Annotated in this window: 13 protein-coding genes and 1 riboswitch; of the genes, 5 read left to right on the top strand and 8 right to left on the bottom strand. The window is 74.8% G+C overall.

Going from position 1 to position 16368, the window contains the following annotated elements; genetic code table 11:
- Positions 1–8 precede the first annotated feature (8 nt).
- Positions 9–1127, bottom strand: coding sequence for a cobalt-precorrin-5B (C(1))-methyltransferase (locus tag SSQG_RS29480; RefSeq protein ID WP_003993577.1), 1119 nt, complete (start codon positions 1125–1127; stop codon positions 9–11).
- Between the two features lie 18 nt (positions 1128–1145).
- On the opposite strand from SSQG_RS29480, the gene SSQG_RS29485 reads away from it, so the two are divergent.
- Entirely contained in the window at positions 1146–1907 is a 762-nt protein-coding gene (locus SSQG_RS29485) for a cobalt-precorrin-6A reductase (protein WP_003993578.1), read from the top strand.
- Between the two features lie 188 nt (positions 1908–2095).
- Here the strand turns inward: SSQG_RS29485 and SSQG_RS29490 are convergent, their stop codons facing one another.
- The 3 genes from SSQG_RS29490 to cobG are packed head-to-tail and all read right to left on the bottom strand — an operon-like array spanning position 2096 to position 5573.
- A complete protein-coding gene (locus SSQG_RS29490) occupies positions 2096–3622 on the bottom strand; it encodes a precorrin-2 C(20)-methyltransferase (RefSeq protein ID WP_003993579.1) in 1527 nt (508 codons plus the stop codon).
- Positions 3619–4290, bottom strand: a complete 672-nt coding sequence (locus SSQG_RS29495) for a precorrin-8X methylmutase (protein ID WP_003993580.1) — start codon at positions 4288–4290, stop codon at positions 3619–3621. Before SSQG_RS29495 ends, SSQG_RS29490 begins: the two co-directional genes overlap by 4 nt.
- Positions 4287–5573 (bottom strand): precorrin-3B synthase, encoded by a 1287-nt coding sequence (gene cobG, locus SSQG_RS29500; protein WP_208865679.1) that lies wholly within the window; start codon positions 5571–5573, stop codon positions 4287–4289. The genes SSQG_RS29495 and cobG overlap by 4 nt, the downstream gene beginning before the upstream one ends.
- 102 nt (positions 5574–5675) lie before the next feature.
- Positions 5676–5750, top strand: a riboswitch (cobalamin riboswitch).
- Between the two features lie 56 nt (positions 5751–5806).
- Between cobG and cobN the strand changes: the two genes are divergently transcribed.
- Entirely contained in the window at positions 5807–9403 is a 3597-nt protein-coding gene (gene cobN / locus SSQG_RS29505; RefSeq protein WP_003993582.1) for a cobaltochelatase subunit CobN, read from the top strand.
- A 9-nt stretch (positions 9404–9412) separates the two neighbouring features.
- On the opposite strand, the gene SSQG_RS29510 is transcribed toward cobN, so the two are convergent.
- On the bottom strand, positions 9413–10744 hold the full coding sequence (locus SSQG_RS29510; protein ID WP_003993583.1) for a hypothetical protein: 1332 nt from the start codon (positions 10742–10744) through the stop codon (positions 9413–9415).
- A gap of 113 nt (positions 10745–10857) precedes the next feature.
- Between SSQG_RS29510 and SSQG_RS29515 the strand changes: the two genes are divergently transcribed.
- Positions 10858–12111 carry a molybdopterin-dependent oxidoreductase gene (locus SSQG_RS29515; protein ID WP_039933877.1) on the top strand — a complete coding sequence of 418 codons (1254 nt, stop codon included), beginning with the start codon at positions 10858–10860 and terminating at the stop codon, positions 12109–12111.
- Positions 12112–12421: 310 nt separating this feature from the next.
- Here SSQG_RS29515 and SSQG_RS29520 read toward each other — a convergent pair whose 3' ends face one another.
- From SSQG_RS29520 to SSQG_RS29530, 3 genes are read right to left on the bottom strand one after another with little or no spacing between them, the layout of a single operon-like run.
- Complete coding sequence (locus SSQG_RS29520) at positions 12422–13171, bottom strand: class I SAM-dependent methyltransferase (protein ID WP_039935505.1); 750 nt, start codon at positions 13169–13171, stop codon at positions 12422–12424.
- Positions 13168–13785: a TIGR04282 family arsenosugar biosynthesis glycosyltransferase gene (locus tag SSQG_RS29525; RefSeq protein WP_039933880.1), complete on the bottom strand. Its 618-nt coding sequence runs from the start codon at positions 13783–13785 to the stop codon at positions 13168–13170. The genes SSQG_RS29520 and SSQG_RS29525 overlap by 4 nt, the downstream gene beginning before the upstream one ends.
- Positions 13782–14483 carry a glycosyltransferase family 2 protein gene (locus SSQG_RS29530; protein WP_039933883.1) on the bottom strand — a complete coding sequence of 234 codons (702 nt, stop codon included), beginning with the start codon at positions 14481–14483 and terminating at the stop codon, positions 13782–13784. The genes SSQG_RS29525 and SSQG_RS29530 overlap by 4 nt, the downstream gene beginning before the upstream one ends.
- 116 nt (positions 14484–14599) lie before the next feature.
- Between SSQG_RS29530 and SSQG_RS29535 the strand changes: the two genes are divergently transcribed.
- Entirely contained in the window at positions 14600–15349 is a 750-nt protein-coding gene (locus tag SSQG_RS29535) for a response regulator transcription factor (RefSeq protein ID WP_003993588.1), read from the top strand.
- Positions 15346–16368, top strand: a 1023-nt coding sequence (locus tag SSQG_RS29540) for a sensor histidine kinase (protein ID WP_003993589.1), incomplete at its 3' end; no start/stop codon positions are given. The genes SSQG_RS29535 and SSQG_RS29540, both read left to right, overlap by 4 nt.

Below are 16368 nucleotides of genomic sequence, written 5' to 3' on the forward strand. Positions count from 1 at the left end.
AGCGGCCGTCAGGCCACCGCGCTGCGCCCCACCACCGTCCCCGCCCGGTCGATGCAGATCACGTCGACCGCCACCGGAGCCCCCCGCAGCACGGCCAGGGCCTCGTCGCGGGCGGTGGTGGCGACCAGGTCGCCGAGCGGCACCCCGGCCGCGATGCAGGACTGGAGCGCGGCGAGGCCGGTGTTGGCCCCGGCCACCTCGGCGGCCAGGGCCTCGTCCGCGCCGCCGCGCCGGGCCAGTTCGGCGAGGAAGCCCTTGTCGACCTGGGAGCGGGCGGAGTGCAGGTCGAGGTGGCCGGCGGCGAGCTTGGAGAGCTTGGCGAAGCCGCCGCAGACGGTCAGCCGGTCGACGGGGTGGCGGCGGATGTACTTCAGCACCGCGCCCGCGAAGTCGCCCATGTCGAGCAGGGCGTCCTCGGGCAGGCCGTACTCGGCGACGACCGTCTTCTCCGAGGTCGACCCGGTGCAGCCCGCGACATGCGTACGGCCCGCCGCCCGGGCCACGTCCACACCCCGCCGAATGGAGTCGATCCACGCCGAGCAGGAGTACGGCACGACGATGCCGGTCGTGCCCAGGATGGAGAGGCCGCCCAGGATGCCGAGCCGGGGGTTCCAGGTGGAGCGGGCGATCTCCTCGCCGTGGTCCACGGAGACGGTGATCTCGACGTCCCCGGTGCCGCCGTGCCGGGCGGCGACCTCGGCGACGTGGTCGCCCATCATGCGGCGGGGGACGGGGTTGACGGCCGCCTCGCCGACGGGCAGGGGCAGGCCGGGGCGGGTGATGGTGCCGACCCCGGGCCCCGCCCTGAACACGACCCCGGCCCCGGCGGGCAGCGGCCGTACCGTGGCCCGGACCAGGGCCCCGTGGGTGACGTCCGGATCGTCGCCCGCGTCCTTCACGACCCCCGCCATCGCGTGCCCGTCGCCCAGTTCCTCGGCGGCCAGCGCGAACGACGGCGTCTGTCCCTTCGGCAGGGTGATCGTCACCGGGTCGGGAAACTCGCCGGTCAGCAGGGCGGTGTACGCCGCCGTCGTGGCCGCCGTCGCACACGCGCCGGTGGTCCAGCCGGGGCGCAGGCCGGTGTGTTCCAGCTGGGCCCTGCGGCCGCCCTTCACTTCGCTGCTCATGAACGGACCTGGACTTCCATGCACGTACTGATCCTCGGTGGCACCTCGGAGGCCCGCCGTCTCGCCGAACTCCTGCACGCGACACCCGGGGTGACCCCGACCAGCTCCCTCGCGGGGCGGGTGGCGAGTCCGCGGCTGCCGCCGGGTGAGGTACGGGTGGGCGGCTTCGGCGGGGTGGAGGGGCTGACCGCGTGGCTGCGCGAGCACCGGGTGGACGTACTCATCGATGCCACCCACCCTTTCGCCGGGACGATCAGTTTCCACGCGGCGTGGGCCGCCGCCACCGCCCATGTTCCCCTGCTCGCCCTGCGGCGCCCCGGCTGGGTCCCCGTCGAGGGGGACGACTGGCACGACGCCGGCTCCCTGGAGGAGGCCGCGCTGCTGCTGCCCGCGCTCGGCCGGCGGGTGTTCCTCACCACCGGGCGGATGGGCCTGGCCGCGTTCGCCGCGCTGGACGAGCTGTGGTTCCTCGTACGGTCGGTGGACGCGCCCGAGGCTCCGCACCCGGCCCGGCTGGAGGTGCTGCTGGAGCGCGGCCCGTTCACCCTCGACGGAGAGCGCGAGCTGATCCGCCGCCACCGCATCGACGTCGTGGTGACCAAGGACAGCGGGGGAGGGGCCACCGCGCCGAAGCTGACGGCCGCCCGGGAGGCCGGGCTGCCGGTGGTCGTGGTCCGCCGGCCCCCCGTCCCCGAGGGCGTCCCGGTCGTCTCCGACCCGGAGTCGGCGGCCCGGTGGGTCGGGGAGCGACTTGAGGGTGACTCCCGGACCACCGGCTGAGAACGACCCGGCCCTGCCGGAGACCCGCCGGGCTCAGACCCGGGGAGCGGCGCCGGCGCCGGGCGATCTTCTGGCGGCTCCTGCGTCCTACCCACCGGCTCCTCAGCCGATCCCGCCGGGCCCGTGCCTTCGGCCGACGGCGCGGGGGCAGGCGTTCCTCGTGGCCCCGCGCCGTGCGTCCCGGATCGTCAGGAGAGCGGTCCGGGCCCGGTCTCCGGGTATCGCCGCGGGGTCCAGGCGATCTCCTCGCCGTCCCCGCGGCGGACCGCCCGGGTCTGGGAGGAGCCGACCAGCAGGATCGTGCGCATGTCGACCTCGGCCGGATCCAGGTCGGACAGCCGTACGATCCGCACCCGTTCGCCGGTTCCGCCGACGTCCCGTGCCACCACGACCGGGGTGTCGGGCGCCCGGTGCTCCAGCAGCAGCTCGCGTGCCTTGCCCACCTGCCAGGTGCGGCTGCGTGAGCCCGGGTTGTACAGGGCCAGCACCAGGTCCGCCGAGGCGGCGGAGCGCAGCCGCTCGGCGATGACCTCCCACGGCTTGAGCCGGTCGGAGAGGGACAGGACGGCGTAGTCGTGCCCGAGCGGGGCGCCCGCGCGGGCCGCTGCCGCGTTGGCGGCGGTCACGCCCGGCAGCACCCGCACCGGCACATCCGCGTACTCCTTCCGGGAGGCGACCTCCAGCACGGCCGTCGCCATGGCGAAGACGCCCGGGTCGCCGCCGGAGACGACCGCTACCCGCCGCCCGCGCCCGGCCAGATCCAGGGCGAACTCGGCGCGCTCCGACTCGACCCGGTTGTCCGAGCCGTGCCGTGTCTGTCCGGGACGCTCCGGCACCCGGTCCAGGTAGGTCGTGTAGCCGACCAGGTCGTCGGCGGCGGCCAGCGCACCCCGTGTCTCGGGCGTCAGCCACAGCGGACCGGCCGGCCCGGTCCCGACCACGACGACCTCGCCCCGCTCCGGCGTCCGAGGCCGCTCGGCGTCCACCTGGCTGGGCAGCACGGCCACCGAGAAGTACGGCACCGACTCGGCGTCCACGTCCGCCAGTTCGGCGAGCCGCTCCCCGGCCATGGTGGCCCGCTCGACGTACCGGGCCTCGCCCAGCCGCCCGGAATCCGCGAAGGCCTGCCGCACCTTGGTGAAGGTCCGCCCCAGCTTCATCACCACGGCGGCGTCCGTCGAGGCGAGCCGTGCGGTCAGCTCCTCCTCGGGCAGGGTGCCCGGCAGGATGGTGAGCACCTCCTCGCCCTCGGCGAGCGGTGTGCCCAGCCGGGCGGCCGCGGCGGACACGGACGTGACGCCCGGGATCACCTCGGTCGCGTAGCGGTCGGCCAGCCGCTTGTGCATGTGCATGTAGGAGCCGTAGAACATCGGATCGCCCTCGGCGAGGACCGCGACCGTCCGCCCCGCGTCCAGGTGCGCGGCGAGCCGGGCCGACGCCTCGGCGTAGAACTCCTCCATCGCGCCCTTGTAGCCGCCGGGATGGTCGGTGGTCTCGGTCGTGACCGGGTAGACCAGCCGCTCCTCGATGTGGTCTTCGCGGATGTGCTTCGCCGCGATCGAGCGGGCGATGGAACGGCCGTGCCGGGCGCTGTGGTACGCGATCACATCCGCCTCGGCCATGACCTCGACGGCCCGTACGGTCATCAGGGACGGGTCGCCCGGGCCGAGCCCGACCCCGTACAGCCGCCCCGCGTTGGACTGCTCGCCGCTCACTCTTCCTCACTCGCGATCGCGTTGAGCGCGGCGGCGGCGATGGCGCTGCCCCCGCGACGGCCGCGCACGACCAGGTGCTCCAGGCCGGACGGATGCGCGGCCAGGGCGTCCTTGGACTCGGCGGCCCCGACGAAGCCGACCGGGACACCGATGACGGCGGCCGGCCGGGGAGCCCCCTCCTCGATCATCTCCAGCAGCCGGAACAGGGCGGTGGGCGCGTTGCCGACGGCGACCACCGAGCCCTCCAGCCGGTCCCGCCACAGCTCCAGCGCGGCGGCGCTGCGCGTGGTGCCGAGCCGCGCCGCCAGTGCGGGCACGGACGGGTCGGAGAGGGTGCAGAGCACGTCGTTGCCGGCGGGCAGCCGCTTGCGGGTCACCCCGCTGGCCACCATCTGCACGTCGGTGAAGATGGGCGCACCGGAGCGCAGGGCCTGCCGGGCACGGGCCACGACGGCCGGTGAGTAGGACAGGTCCCGTACGAGGTCGACCATCCCGCAGGCGTGGATCATCCGGACCGCTACCTGGCTGACGTCGGCGGGCAGGGCCGCGAGGTCCGCCTCCGCGCGGATGGTGGCGAAGGACTGGCGGTAGATCGCCGGGCCGTCCTTCTCGTAGTCGTACGTGGTCACGGTGGTCTTCACACTGCTCTCGGTCGTCATACGGCTCATGAGGTGATCGCCGCCAGGGCGGTGGCGAGTCGGGCGGGGTCGTCCATCGAGGTGGTCCGGGACTCCTGGCCGTGCACGGCGGTGGAGAGTCGGTAGCCGCCTCCCGGAGCGGCGACCACGTCGACGCGGTCGCCCCGGGGGTGCCCGCAGCGGCGTTCGCACCCGGACCAGTACAGGGGCAGCCCGTGCGGCTCGACCGCGCCGAGGGCCCCGGCCGCGTCGGTCCGTACGTCGGCCTGCGACTTGGCGCATCCGGGCCTGCCGATGCAGGCGCCCACGCGCAGCCAGGGGGAGTCGGGGTCGGTGACGAGGCCGGTGGCGGCGAGGCGCGCGAGGGACTCGTCCGCAGGCGTCCCCTGTGTGGGAAGTACCACACCGCGCCACGGCGTCAGACGCAGCTCCTCGGCGGCGGTATGGGTCAGTTCGCGCCATTGGCGCACCGTGAGCCGTCCCAGCGGTACGTGCACGGAGAGGGCCGTGCCGAGGGCCCCCGGGGGCGGGCCGTCGGTGCGGCCGGTCTCCCGGGTGCGCGGCTCGTGACGGATGCCCTCGGCCGTCAGACGCCGGCCGACCGCGTCGAGCAACTCGTCCACCGGGCGGTCGAGTTCCTCGACACGCCAGACGCGCGCCCCGCTCGTCCGCGCCGCCTCCAGGAAGGTCTCGCCCGCCACCAGCGCGGCCCGCGCCGCGTCCTCGACGGCGACGTGCAGCGCTGTTCCGGCCATGCCCAGGCCGAGTTGCGCCCCGCCGTCCGGCGTCGCCCGGACCGTCACGTCGGCGTCGAGCCCGGCCACGTCACCGCGTCCGTCGTCGAGCGCGAACAGGAAACGCCCCGACAGGGCCCGCGCCGCCTCGCTCGCGCACAGCGCCGCGTCGAGGGCCGTCAGCCAGGGCCGTACGTCCAGCAGGCCCCGCCCGTCGAGGCCGGACAGCGGCGAGGCCACGATGTTGCGCACCCGCTCGTGCGCGTGCGACGGCAGCATCCCGGCCGCGTCCAGCAGCCCGGTCAACTCGCCGCCGCAGCCGTCCGCCAGACCCCGCAGCTGCACGTTCCCGCGCGAGGTCAGATGCAGGTCGCCGTCGCCCAGCCGCTCCGCCGCGTCGGCGAGCACCTCCGCCTGCCGAAGGGTCAGTACACCGCCGGGAACCCGGACGCGGGCCAGTGCGCCGTCGTCCGCCGCATGCAGCCGCAGCGTCCCCGGGCAGGCGTCACCGCGGTCCCGGGAGACCGCTGTGGCCTGGGGCGATGAACGGAGGGCAGGCGTGGACATGGCGGCGAGCATACCTACCATCACACCCGCTGTACGCCCCGCCCTTTTCGCCTGCCCCTTACTATGATCCGCGGCGGATCATCCGGTCCGCCGACGCCACGACGGCGACAGGGGAGGAAGCCCGGTGCGAGTCCGGCGCGGTCCCGCCACTGTGAGCCCGGCCCCCACCGGCCGGGCGAGCCAGGAACTCCCGCCGTCCTACCACCGCCCGGGGCGCGGACACCCCGAGGAAGGCCACACGCCGCATGATCCTTCTCCTGTCGACGTCCGACACCGACCTGCTCAGCGCACGCGCGGCGGCCGGCCCGGTCCCGTACCGCTTCGCCAACCCGGCCCGCCTCGCCCTTGAGGACCTCCCCGGTCTCCTCGACGGTGCCGACCTGGTCGTCGTACGCCTCCTCGGTGGCGTCCGGGCCTGGCAGGAGGGACTCGACCTGCTCCTCGCCGACGGCCGCCCCGTCGTCGTCCTCACCGGCGAACAGGCCCCGGACGCCCAGCTGATGGCCGCCTCCACCGTCCCCGTCGGCATCGCCGCCGAGGCGCACGCCTACCTCGCCCACGGCGGCCCGGCCAACCTGGAGCAGCTCGCCCGCTTCCTCTCCGACACGGTCCTGCTGACCGGCCACGGCTTCGAGGCACCCGCGCCCGCGCCCACCTGGGGCCCGCTGGAGCGCACGGCCCGCGAGGGAGCCGACGGCCCGACCGTCGCCGTGCTCTACTACCGGGCCCACCACATGAGCGGCAACACCGCCTTCGTGGGCGCCCTCTGCGACGCGATCGAGGAGGCGGGCGGGCGGCCCCTGCCCCTGTACGTCGCCTCCCTGCGCGCCCCCGAGGCCGAGCTCATCGACGAACTCCGCGCCGCCGACGCCATCGTCACCACCGTCCTCGCCGCGGGCGGCACCAAGCCCGCCGAGGCATCGGCCGGCGGCGACGACGAGTCCTGGGACGCGGGCGCGCTCACCGCGCTGGACGTCCCGATCCTCCAGGCCCTGTGCCTCACAGGCTCGCGCACCGCCTGGGAGGAGAACGACGAGGGCGTCTCCCCGCTCGACGCGGCCAGCCAGATCGCCGTCCCCGAGTTCGACGGCCGCCTCATCACCGTCCCGTTCTCCTTCAAGGAGATCGACGAGGACGGCCTCCCGGCCTACGTCGCCGACCCCGAGCGCGCGGCCCGCGTCGCCGGAATCGCCGTACGCCACGCGCGACTTCGGCACATCCCGCCCGCCGCCAAGCGCCTCGCACTGGTCCTCTCCGCCTACCCGACCAAGCACTCCCGCATCGGCAACGCGGTCGGCCTGGACACCCCCGCGAGCGCGGTGGCCCTCCTGCGCCGGCTCCGCGACGAGGGCTACGACTTCGGAACGGACACCGAGGTGCCGGGCCTGGCCTCCGGCGACGGCGACGAACTGATCCGCGCGCTGATCGAGGCCGGCGGCCACGACCAGGACTGGCTCACCGAGGAGCAACTCGCCCGCAACCCGGTCCGCATCCCGGCCGCCGACTACCGCCGCTGGTACGCCACGCTCCCCGAGGATCTGCGCACGGCGGTGGAGGAGAAGTGGGGCCCGGCCCCCGGCGAGATGTTCGTCGACCGCAGCCGCAACTCGGAGGGCGACATCGTCCTCGCGGCCCTGCGCTTCGGCAATCTGCTGATCCTCATCCAGCCCCCGCGCGGCTTCGGCGAGAACCCGATCGCGATCTACCACGACCCGGACCTCCCGCCCTCCCACCACTACCTGGCCGCCTACCGCTGGATCGCCGCGGCCGCCGAGGACGGCGGGTTCGGGGCGGACGCGATGATCCACCTCGGCAAGCACGGCAACCTGGAGTGGCTGCCCGGCAAGAACGCCGGACTGTCCGCCGCCTGCGGCCCCGACGCCGCCCTCGGCGACCTCCCCCTGGTCTACCCCTTCCTGGTCAACGACCCCGGCGAGGGCACCCAGGCCAAGCGCCGCGTCCACGCCACGCTCGTCGACCACCTCGTCCCGCCGATGGCCCGCGCCGACTCCTACGGCGACATCGCACGGCTGGAGCAACTCCTCGACGAGTACGCCCAGATCTCCTCCATGGACCCGGCGAAGCTCCCCGCGATCCGCGCCCAGATCTGGACCCTCATCCAGGCCGCCCGGCTCGACCACGACCTCGGCATGGACGACCGCCCCGACGACGACGGGTTCGACGACTTCCTCCTGCACGTCGACGGCTGGCTCTGCGAGGTCAAGGACGCCCAGATCCGCGACGGTCTGCATGTCCTCGGCAACCCGCCGCAGGGGGAGGACCGCGTCAACCTCGTCCTCGCCATCCTGCGTGCCCGCCAGATCTGGGGCGGCGTGACGGCCCTGCCCGGCCTGCGCGAGGCCCTCGGCCTGGACGAGTCCGCGGCGACCCGTACGACGGCCGACGAGGCCGAGGACAAGGCCCGCGCCCTGGTCCAGGCGATGGACGACGCGGGCTGGGACCCGGCCGCCGTTCCCACCGGGCACGGCGAACAGGTCGCCGCCGTCCTGGAGTTCGCGGCCCGCGAGGTCGTCCCGCGGCTGTCGGCGACGACGGCCGAACTCGACCACACGGTCCACGCGCTGGCCGGCGGCTTCGTCCCGGCGGGCCCCTCCGGATCCCCGCTGCGCGGCCTGGTCAACGTCCTGCCGACCGGGCGCAACTTCTACTCCGTCGACCCCAAGGCCGTCCCCTCCCGCCTCGCCTGGGAGACCGGCCAGGCGCTCGCGGACTCCCTCCTGGAGCGCTACCGCGCGGACAACGGCGACTGGCCCACGTCCGTCGGCCTCTCCCTGTGGGGCACGAGCGCGATGCGCACGGCGGGCGACGACGTGGCGGAGGCCCTCGCGCTGCTCGGCGTCCGCCCCGTCTGGGACGACGCCTCGCGCCGGGTGACCGGCCTTGAGGCCGTCCCGCACGAGGAGCTCGGCCGTCCCCGCATCGACGTCACCCTGCGCATCTCGGGCTTCTTCCGGGACGCCTTCCCGCACACGATCGGCCTGCTGGACGACGCCGTACGCCTGGCGGCCTCGCTGGAGGAGCCGGCCGAGGTCAACCACGTCCGGGCCCACGTCCAGGCGGACCTCGCCGAGCACGGCGACGAGCGCCGCGCCACCACCCGCATCTTCGGCTCCCGGCCCGGCACCTACGGCGCCGGACTGCTCCAGCTCATCGACTCCCGCGACTGGCGCACCGACGCCGACCTCGCCGAGGTCTACACCGTCTGGGGCGGCTACGCCTACGGCCGCGAACTCGAGGGCCGCCCCGCCCGCGAGGAGATGGAGACGGCCTACAAGCGGATCGCGGTCGCGGCGAAGAACACGGACACCCGCGAGCACGACATCGCCGACTCCGACGACTACTTCCAGTACCACGGCGGCATGGTCGCCACGGTCCGCGCCCTGCGCGGCACCGCACCCGAGGCGTACATCGGCGACTCGACCCGCCCCGAGACGGTCCGCACCCGCACCCTCGTCGAGGAGACCTCCCGGGTCTTCCGCGCCCGCGTCGTCAACCCGAAGTGGATCGAGGCGATGCGCCGCCACGGCTACAAGGGCGCCTTCGAACTCGCCGCCACGGTGGACTACCTGTTCGGCTACGACGCCACCACCGGCGTGATCGCCGACTGGATGTACGACAAGCTCACCGAGACCTACGTCCTCGACCCCGCCAACCGCGAGTTCCTCCAGCAGGCCAACCCCTGGGCCCTGCACGGCATCGCCGAACGCCTGCTGGAGGCGGAGTCCCGCGGCATGTGGGAGAAGCCCGACCCGGCGGTGCTGGAGGGGCTCCGGCAGGTGTACCTGGAGACGGAGGGGAACCTGGAGGACGACGGGTCCTAGCCCCGCGCCTCACCACCCGGTGCGCAGCAGGTGGTTGAGGAGCAGGGCGAGCACCGCCTGGGCGGTGAGCCAGGCGCGCGGGCGGGGGAGGAGCGCGCAGGCCGGGAGGAGCCACACCGCGAAGGGCAGCCAGATGCGCTCCGTCTCCGCCTTGCTCATGCCGGACAGGTCGGCGAGCAGCAGGGCGAGGAGCGCGCCGCACACGAGGACCGCGAGGCGGACGCCGTCTCGCGGCTCGGTGTGCCGCCCGCGCAGCACGGCGCCCGTCCGCCGCAGCCCCGCCGCCGTCGCCAGGCCCGTGACGATCACCGCGCAGGCCAGGTTGGCCCACACCCAGTAGCCGTAGGGCCGGATGCCGCCCGCGCCCTGGTGATAGCGCGTCACCAGCAGGCGGTACGCCTCCCACCAGTCGAACCCGGCGAGCGTGAACGCCGTGGGGACCACCGCCAGTCCGGCGAGCAGCGGCACCAGCAGGGCGGGGCGCTCCCGGATCCCGCCCTGGCCGAGCGCCAGTACCGCCGCCGCGATCAGCGCGACGAGCGTGAGTCCGTACGACAGGTAGCAGGTCAGGCCGAACAGCAGCCCGGACGCGCCCGCCCACCAGAAGGACCGGCCGGTGACCGCCAGTGCCAGCAGCGCCACCGCCCACGCCGCCACCGCCGCGAAGTACGCGTCGGCCGAGGTGCCCATCCACACGGCGGCCGGGGCCAGCACGAGGAAGGGCGCCGCCCGGCGCGCGAGTCGCTCACCGGCCAGGGCACGAACCGCGACCAGCACGGCCACACAGGCCGTCGCCCCGACGGCGATGCACCAGATGCCGGCCCAGCCCCCGCCCCGCAGCCCGGCCCGGTCGAGCAGGACGAAGGTGAGCGTGGCCGCGGGCGGGTGGCCGGCGACGTGGGCGGGCCAGTTGTCCGGGGAGTCGAGAAGGATGTGCCGGGTGAAGTCCCGCAGGGCCGCCGGGATGTCGTGGAAGCGGTCGATGACTTGGAGGTATTCGTAGCGGGTGGTGAGCCTGCGCGCGATGCCGCGTTGCCAGCCGTCGACCAGCGCGAGGGAGCAGATCCACGCCGCGCCCGTGCCCCAGGCCACCGGCAGCAGGGCACGCCAGGGGAGACGGGCCGCGAGGGCGGGCCCGTGGACGACGGTGGCGATCGCGACCAGGACGGCCGCCGGGGTGCCGGGGCCCAGGTGAGGGCCCCAGGACGCCAGCAGCGGAGGCCAGTCGACGAACAAGGTGTGGCTGGTGTCCTGGATGCGGCGGCCGGCCAGGACGGCCGCCGCCACGAGCAGCGCGGCGGCCCCGGCGGCGTACAGGTCACGGCGGAGGGAGCGGGTCACACCGGAACGCTAGGCCGACAGGGCGGGCGCGGGCCGCCGTCCGGGCCGGACGTCAGCGTTTCGTCATGGGTCGCGCACGCTTTCCCGGGGGGATCCCGGCCTACCGTCGGGCCATGCGAGACGACCCACGGCTTCCCTCCTCTCCCGGCTTCTGGCGCAGCCCCCTGCGCGGCCCCTGGTTCACCTCGGTGCTGGGCCTCGTCCTGCTCGTCGGCATCACCGTGCTGTTCGTGACGGGCCTGGTCTCGTACGCCGCCTACAACCCGGACCTGTCGCCGGTGAACGACAAGACCCCGGAGAAGGGGATCCTCGGCTTCTACCTCTTCGCCTGGCCGACGAACCCGCACTGGCTGTACCGGCTCAACCAGGGCGTCCACGTCACCCTCGGCGTCACCCTGATCCCCGTCCTGCTCGCCAAGCTGTGGTCCGTGATTCCGAGGCTGTTCGCACTGCCGCCGGCCCGCTCGCTCGCGCACGCCCTGGAGCGGATCTCGCTGCTGCTCCTGGTGGGCGGCGGGCTGTTCGAGTTCGTGACCGGAGTGCTCAACATCCAGCTCGACTACGTCTTCCCCGGTTCCTTCTACCCGCTGCACTTCTACGGGGCGTGGGTGTTCTTCGCCGCCTTCGTCGCCCACGCGCTGCTGAAGACGCCCGTCGTCCTGCGCAACGTGAGGCAGCTGCGGGAGGAGCGAGGGGAGAAGCGGGAGGAGACGAACGACCTGGTGACGCCGCGCCCCGCCGAGCCGACCGTCTCCCGACGTGGCGCCCTGTGGTTCGTCGGGGGCGGCTCCCTGCTGCTGTTCGCGACGACGGTGGGGCAGAACTTCGACGGTCCGCTGCGGCGCACCGCCCTCCTCGCACCGCACGGCGGCGAGGATCCCGGCAGCGGCCCCAACGGGTTCCAGATCAACAAGACGGCCGCGTACGCCGGGATCGACCCGGCCGAGACGGGCGAGGACGCCTGGCGGCTCGTGGTGACGGGGCGTACCGGCACCGTCCGCCTCAGCCGCGCCCGGCTCGCCGAACTTCCCCTGCACAGCTCGGCGTTGCCCATCGCCTGTGTGGAGGGCTGGTCGACGTCGGACCAGTGGTGGCGCGGCGTGCGGCTGCGCGATCTCGCGGCGCTCGTCGGGTACGACGGCGACCCGCCGGACGTGTTCGTCGAGTCGCTCCAGCGGCACGGCGCCTTCCGGAGCGCCGCCCTGAGCGCCGATCAGGTGGCCGACCCGCGTTCCCTCCTCGCCCTGTACGTCAACGGCGAGGAACTGTCCCCCGACCACGGCCACCCGGCGCGGGTCATCGTGCCCGCGGCGCCCGGTGTGCTCAACACCAAGTGGGTGGCCCGCATGACGTTCGGAGACCTGTGATGCGCCGACCGAGGATCCTCGTGGGGAGCCCCCTCCAACTCCTCCTGCTCGCCTGCTCCTTCGCGCTCACCGCCTATGCCGGGGTGCGGCTGCTCGCGGACGACTGGTTCGGCGTGGCGCTGTGGGTCGTGGGGGCGGCGCTGCTGCACGACCTGGTGCTGCTGCCGCTGTACGCGGCGGCGGACCGGGCGGTCGTACGGGGGTTGGGCGCGCGCCGGGAGTGGGTGCCGTACGTGCGCGTACCCGCGGCCCTGTCCGCGCTGCTCCTGCTCGTGTGGTTCCCGCTGATCAGCGGCGCGGTCGAGCGGCGCTACCGGTCCGCCACCGGACTCTCCCCGGACGGCTTCCTCGCCCGCTGGCTGCTGATCAGCGCCGTCCTCTTCGGCGGCTCGGCGCTGCTGCTGGTGCTGCGGCTGCGCAGGGCGACGAAGGGGCGGCCGCCCGCCGTCCACTGACCGGCCCGCTCCCACCCCCGTGCGTGCCGGAGCAGTGCCCGCGAGCCGAGCCGCGCCCAGGGGAACGCGGCGCCGGCGGCCGTGTGCGCGTCGGTGATGCGGACGTGGACACGTTCGTCGATGTCCGCCGGGGCGGTCTCGGCGATGAGCAGGCCGCCGGGGCGCAGGAGTTCGGCCGCTCTGCCCAGCAGGGCACGCGGGTCGCCGCCGATGCCGACGTTGCCGTCCATGAGCAGGACGGTGTCCCAGCGGCCCTCGCCGGGCAGCGGCTCGAACACCGAGCGCCGCAGCGCCTGGCCGCCGAGCCGCACGGTGTGGTCGACGGCGGCCTCGCTGACGTCGATGCCGAGGACGGCCCGGCCCCGGGCGGCGAGTTCCGCCACCAGCCGCCCGGGCCCGCAGCCCACGTCCAGCACGGTCCCCTCGCACCGGTCCAGCACGTCCCGGTCGACGCGGTCGGCCCGGGCACACCAGCGTTCCACCTCCAGCGGCAGCAACCAGCCGTCGGAGCGCCGCAGGAACAGCGGCCCACGACCCGCGCGCAGGGCGGCGGCATACGGGTCGGCACTCGCCCAGGCCAGGGCGGTGGCGGGCGGGGCGCTCATCGTGCGGTGACCGATGCGCACCGGGCCAGCCGGGCGGCGAACCGTCCGTGCGGGGCGAGGGCGGCGACGGCGTGGGCGTCGGCGGCGGTGTCGACGTCCCGGAGCCGGGGCAGCTCCCGTACCCGCAGCCCGGCCGCGACGAGCCGTTCCCGCTGGACGGCGCCGGTCACCGGCGTGGACATGGGCACGCCCCGCAGCAGAGCGGGATCGGGAACGGCGAGACCGAGGGCCCAGAAGCCGCCGTCCTCCGCCGGGCCGAAGCACGCGTCACCGTCCGCGAGGTCCGTCGCGAGCAGCTCCGGCGTCACCTGCGGGGTGTCCATGCCGATCAGCAGGGCCGGTCCGTCGCACCGCGCGAAGGCGTCCGCCAGCCGTTCGTCCAGACCGCCCGCGCACTGCCGCAGGACCTCGAAGCCGGCCGGCAGCCAGGGGCCGGGCTCCCCGTCGAGGACGAGGATCCGGCGGGTGGCCGGGGTCGCCGCGACCACGTCCAGGGTGTCGGCGAGCGAGGCCTCCGCCAGCGCCGCGGCCTCCCCGGGCGTGAACGGCGGGGTGAGCCGCGTCTTGACCCGGCCCGGCCGCGGCTCCTTGGCGATGACGAGAAGTGTGGTCACCTGACGGCCCCTTCCCCGCCCGGGGACTCGGCCAGTACGCGGCTCATGTCCCGTACGGCCTGCCAGGTGCCGCGCCAGGTGCCCGTCACCTTCGAGGCCCCGGTGCGCGGCAGGTACGGCACGTCGTACTCGGCGATCCGCCAGCCCGCGTCGGCCGCGCGGACGACCATCTGGAGCGGATAGCCGCTGCGCCGGTCCGTGAGGCCGAGCGCGAGCAGCGGCTCGCGGCGGGCGGCGCGCAGGGGACCGAGGTCGTGCAGACGCAGCCCGGTCCGGCGGCGCAACATCCGCGCGAGCGCGAGGTTTCCGGCGCGGGCGTGCGCGGGCCACGCGCCCCGCCCCTGCGGGCGCCGCCGGCCGAGGACCAGGTCGGCCCCGCCGTCGCGCACCTCGCGCACGAACGGGGCGAGCAGCGCCGGGTCGAGGGAGGCGTCGCAGTCGCAGAAGCACACCACGTCCGCGGTGGCCGCGGTCAGCCCGGCGTGGCAGGCCGCGCCGAAGCCCCGGCGTGGCTCGCGCACCACGGTCGCGCCGTGCGCGCGGGCGACCCGGTCCGAGCCGTCGGTGGAACCGTTGTCGACGACGAGTGCGCGCCAGCCCGGCGGGATCCGTTCGAGGACCCAGGGCAGGGCCTCGGCCTCGTTCAGGCAGGGCAGCACCACGTCGACGTCCGAAGGAGTCGTCGTCACGGGACTCACCCTACGAACGCGAATCAGTACATACCGGACTGCCGCTCCTTACGAAACGCGGACGTCGGCGGCCCGGGGGGCGTCCGGGCCGGGCACCGCGGGCGGCCCGGTGCCAGGCTGGAGACATGCAACAGCCCCAACAGCACGAGGAGACCCCCGACGGGCCCCCGCGGATCCTGGTCGTCGACGACGATCCGACCGTCGCCGAGGTCGTCGCCGGGTACCTGGACCGCGCCGGATACCTCGTCGACCGCGCGGATGACGGGCCCACGGCCCTGACCCGCGCCGCCGCGCACTGGCCGGACCTGGTCGTCCTCGACCTGATGCTGCCCGGGATGGACGGCCTGGAGGTGTGCCGGCGGATGCGGGGGCACGGCCCGGTCCCGGTCATCATGCTCACCGCCCGCGGCGACGAGGACGACCGCATCCTGGGCCTGGAGGTCGGCGCCGACGACTACGTCACCAAGCCCTTCAGCCCGCGCGAACTGGTCCTGCGCGTGGAGTCGGTGCTGCGCCGCAGCAGGCCCGCCGCCCCCGGGCACCGACTGGGAGCGGCCGGTCTGGCCGTCGATCCAGCGGCCCGCCGCGCCACCAAGAACGGCAGCGAACTCGCCCTCACGCTACGCGAGTTCGACCTGCTCTCCTTTTTCCTGCGCCATCCGGGGCGGGCCTTCGGCCGCGAGGACCTGATGCGCGAGGTGTGGGGGTGGGACTTCGGTGACCTGTCGACCGTCACGGTCCACGTCCGCCGACTGCGCGGCAAGGTCGAGGACGACCCGGCCCGGCCCCGCCTGATCCAGACCGTGTGGGGCGTGGGCTACCGCTTCGACGCCACGGGAGCCGCGGGAGCCACCGGAGAGGAGGCCGGATCGTGAACGACACCCTTCTCATCGCCCTGTACGCCTTCGCCGGCGCGGCGGCCACCGGTCTGGCCGGTGCGGGCGCGCTGCGCCTGATCCGGCGCCGCTCGCTCACCGCCTCGCTCGCCGTGGTCGCGGCGGTCGGCGTGGTCGCGATGCTCGCCGGCACCCTCGCCGTCGCCTGGGCGATGTTCCTCTCCGCGCACGACCTGAGCGTCGTCACGACCGTCGTCGCCATGGCGGCCGTCGTCTCCCTCGCCACCGCGCTGCTGCTGGGCCGCTGGGTCGTGGCCCGCAGCCGTGCGCTCGCCGCGGCCGCACGCTCCTTCGGTGACGGCGGGGACTTCGCGGCCCCCGACGGGCCGGCCACGGCCGAACTGGAGTCCCTGAGCCGCGAACTGGCCGCCACCAGTGCCCGGCTCGCCGAGTCACGGGAGCGGGAACGCGCCCTGGAGACCTCCCGGCGGGAACTCGTCGCCTGGATCTCGCACGACCTGCGCACCCCGCTGGCCGGTCTGCGCGCCATGTCGGAGGCCCTGGAGGACGGCGTCGCCGCCGACCCCGACCGCTACCTGAAGCAGATGCGCACCGAGGTCGAACGCCTCAACGACATGGTCGGGGACCTCTTCGAACTCTCCCGCATCCACGCCGGCACGCTCCCCCTCGCCCCCACCCGCGTCTCCCTGTACGACCTGGTCGGCGACGCGCTGGCCGGAGCCGACCCGCTCGCCCGGCAGCACGGGGTGCGGCTGGTGGGCGGCCGCGTCGAGCCGGTGCCGGTGGAGGTGGACGGCAAGGAGATGAGCCGGGTGCTGGGCAACCTGCTGGTCAACGCGATTCGCCGGACCCCGGCCGACGGCACGGTCGCCATCGCCGCGGAGCGTTCCACCGAGGGCGTGGTGCTGTCGGTGACGGACGCCTGCGGCGGCATCCCCGAGGAGGACCTGCCGCGCGTCTTCGACACCGGCTGGCGCGGCACGCACGCCCGCACGCCCCCGGCCGGCGCGGGCCTGGGCCTCGCCATCGTCCGGGGG

The organism is Streptomyces viridochromogenes DSM 40736, assembly GCF_000158955.1.
GTDB lineage: Bacteria > Actinomycetota > Actinomycetes > Streptomycetales > Streptomycetaceae > Streptomyces > Streptomyces venetus.

Coding starts and splice junctions, on each gene's coding strand:
- SSQG_RS29480 (WP_003993577.1), bottom strand. CDS start 1,127: ATGAGCAGCGAAGTGAAGGGCGGCCGCAGGGCCCAGCTGGAACACACC.
- SSQG_RS29485 (WP_003993578.1), top strand. CDS start 1,146: ATGCACGTACTGATCCTCGGTGGCACCTCGGAGGCCCGCCGTCTCGCC.
- SSQG_RS29495 (WP_003993580.1), bottom strand. CDS start 4,290: ATGAGCCGTATGACGACCGAGAGCAGTGTGAAGACCACCGTGACCACG.
- cobG (WP_208865679.1), bottom strand. CDS start 5,573: ATGCTCGCCGCCATGTCCACGCCTGCCCTCCGTTCATCGCCCCAGGCC.
- cobN (WP_003993582.1), top strand. CDS start 5,807: ATGATCCTTCTCCTGTCGACGTCCGACACCGACCTGCTCAGCGCACGC.
- SSQG_RS29515 (WP_039933877.1), top strand. CDS start 10,858: ATGCGAGACGACCCACGGCTTCCCTCCTCTCCCGGCTTCTGGCGCAGC.
- SSQG_RS29520 (WP_039935505.1), bottom strand. CDS start 13,171: ATGAGCGCCCCGCCCGCCACCGCCCTGGCCTGGGCGAGTGCCGACCCG.
- SSQG_RS29535 (WP_003993588.1), top strand. CDS start 14,600: ATGCAACAGCCCCAACAGCACGAGGAGACCCCCGACGGGCCCCCGCGG.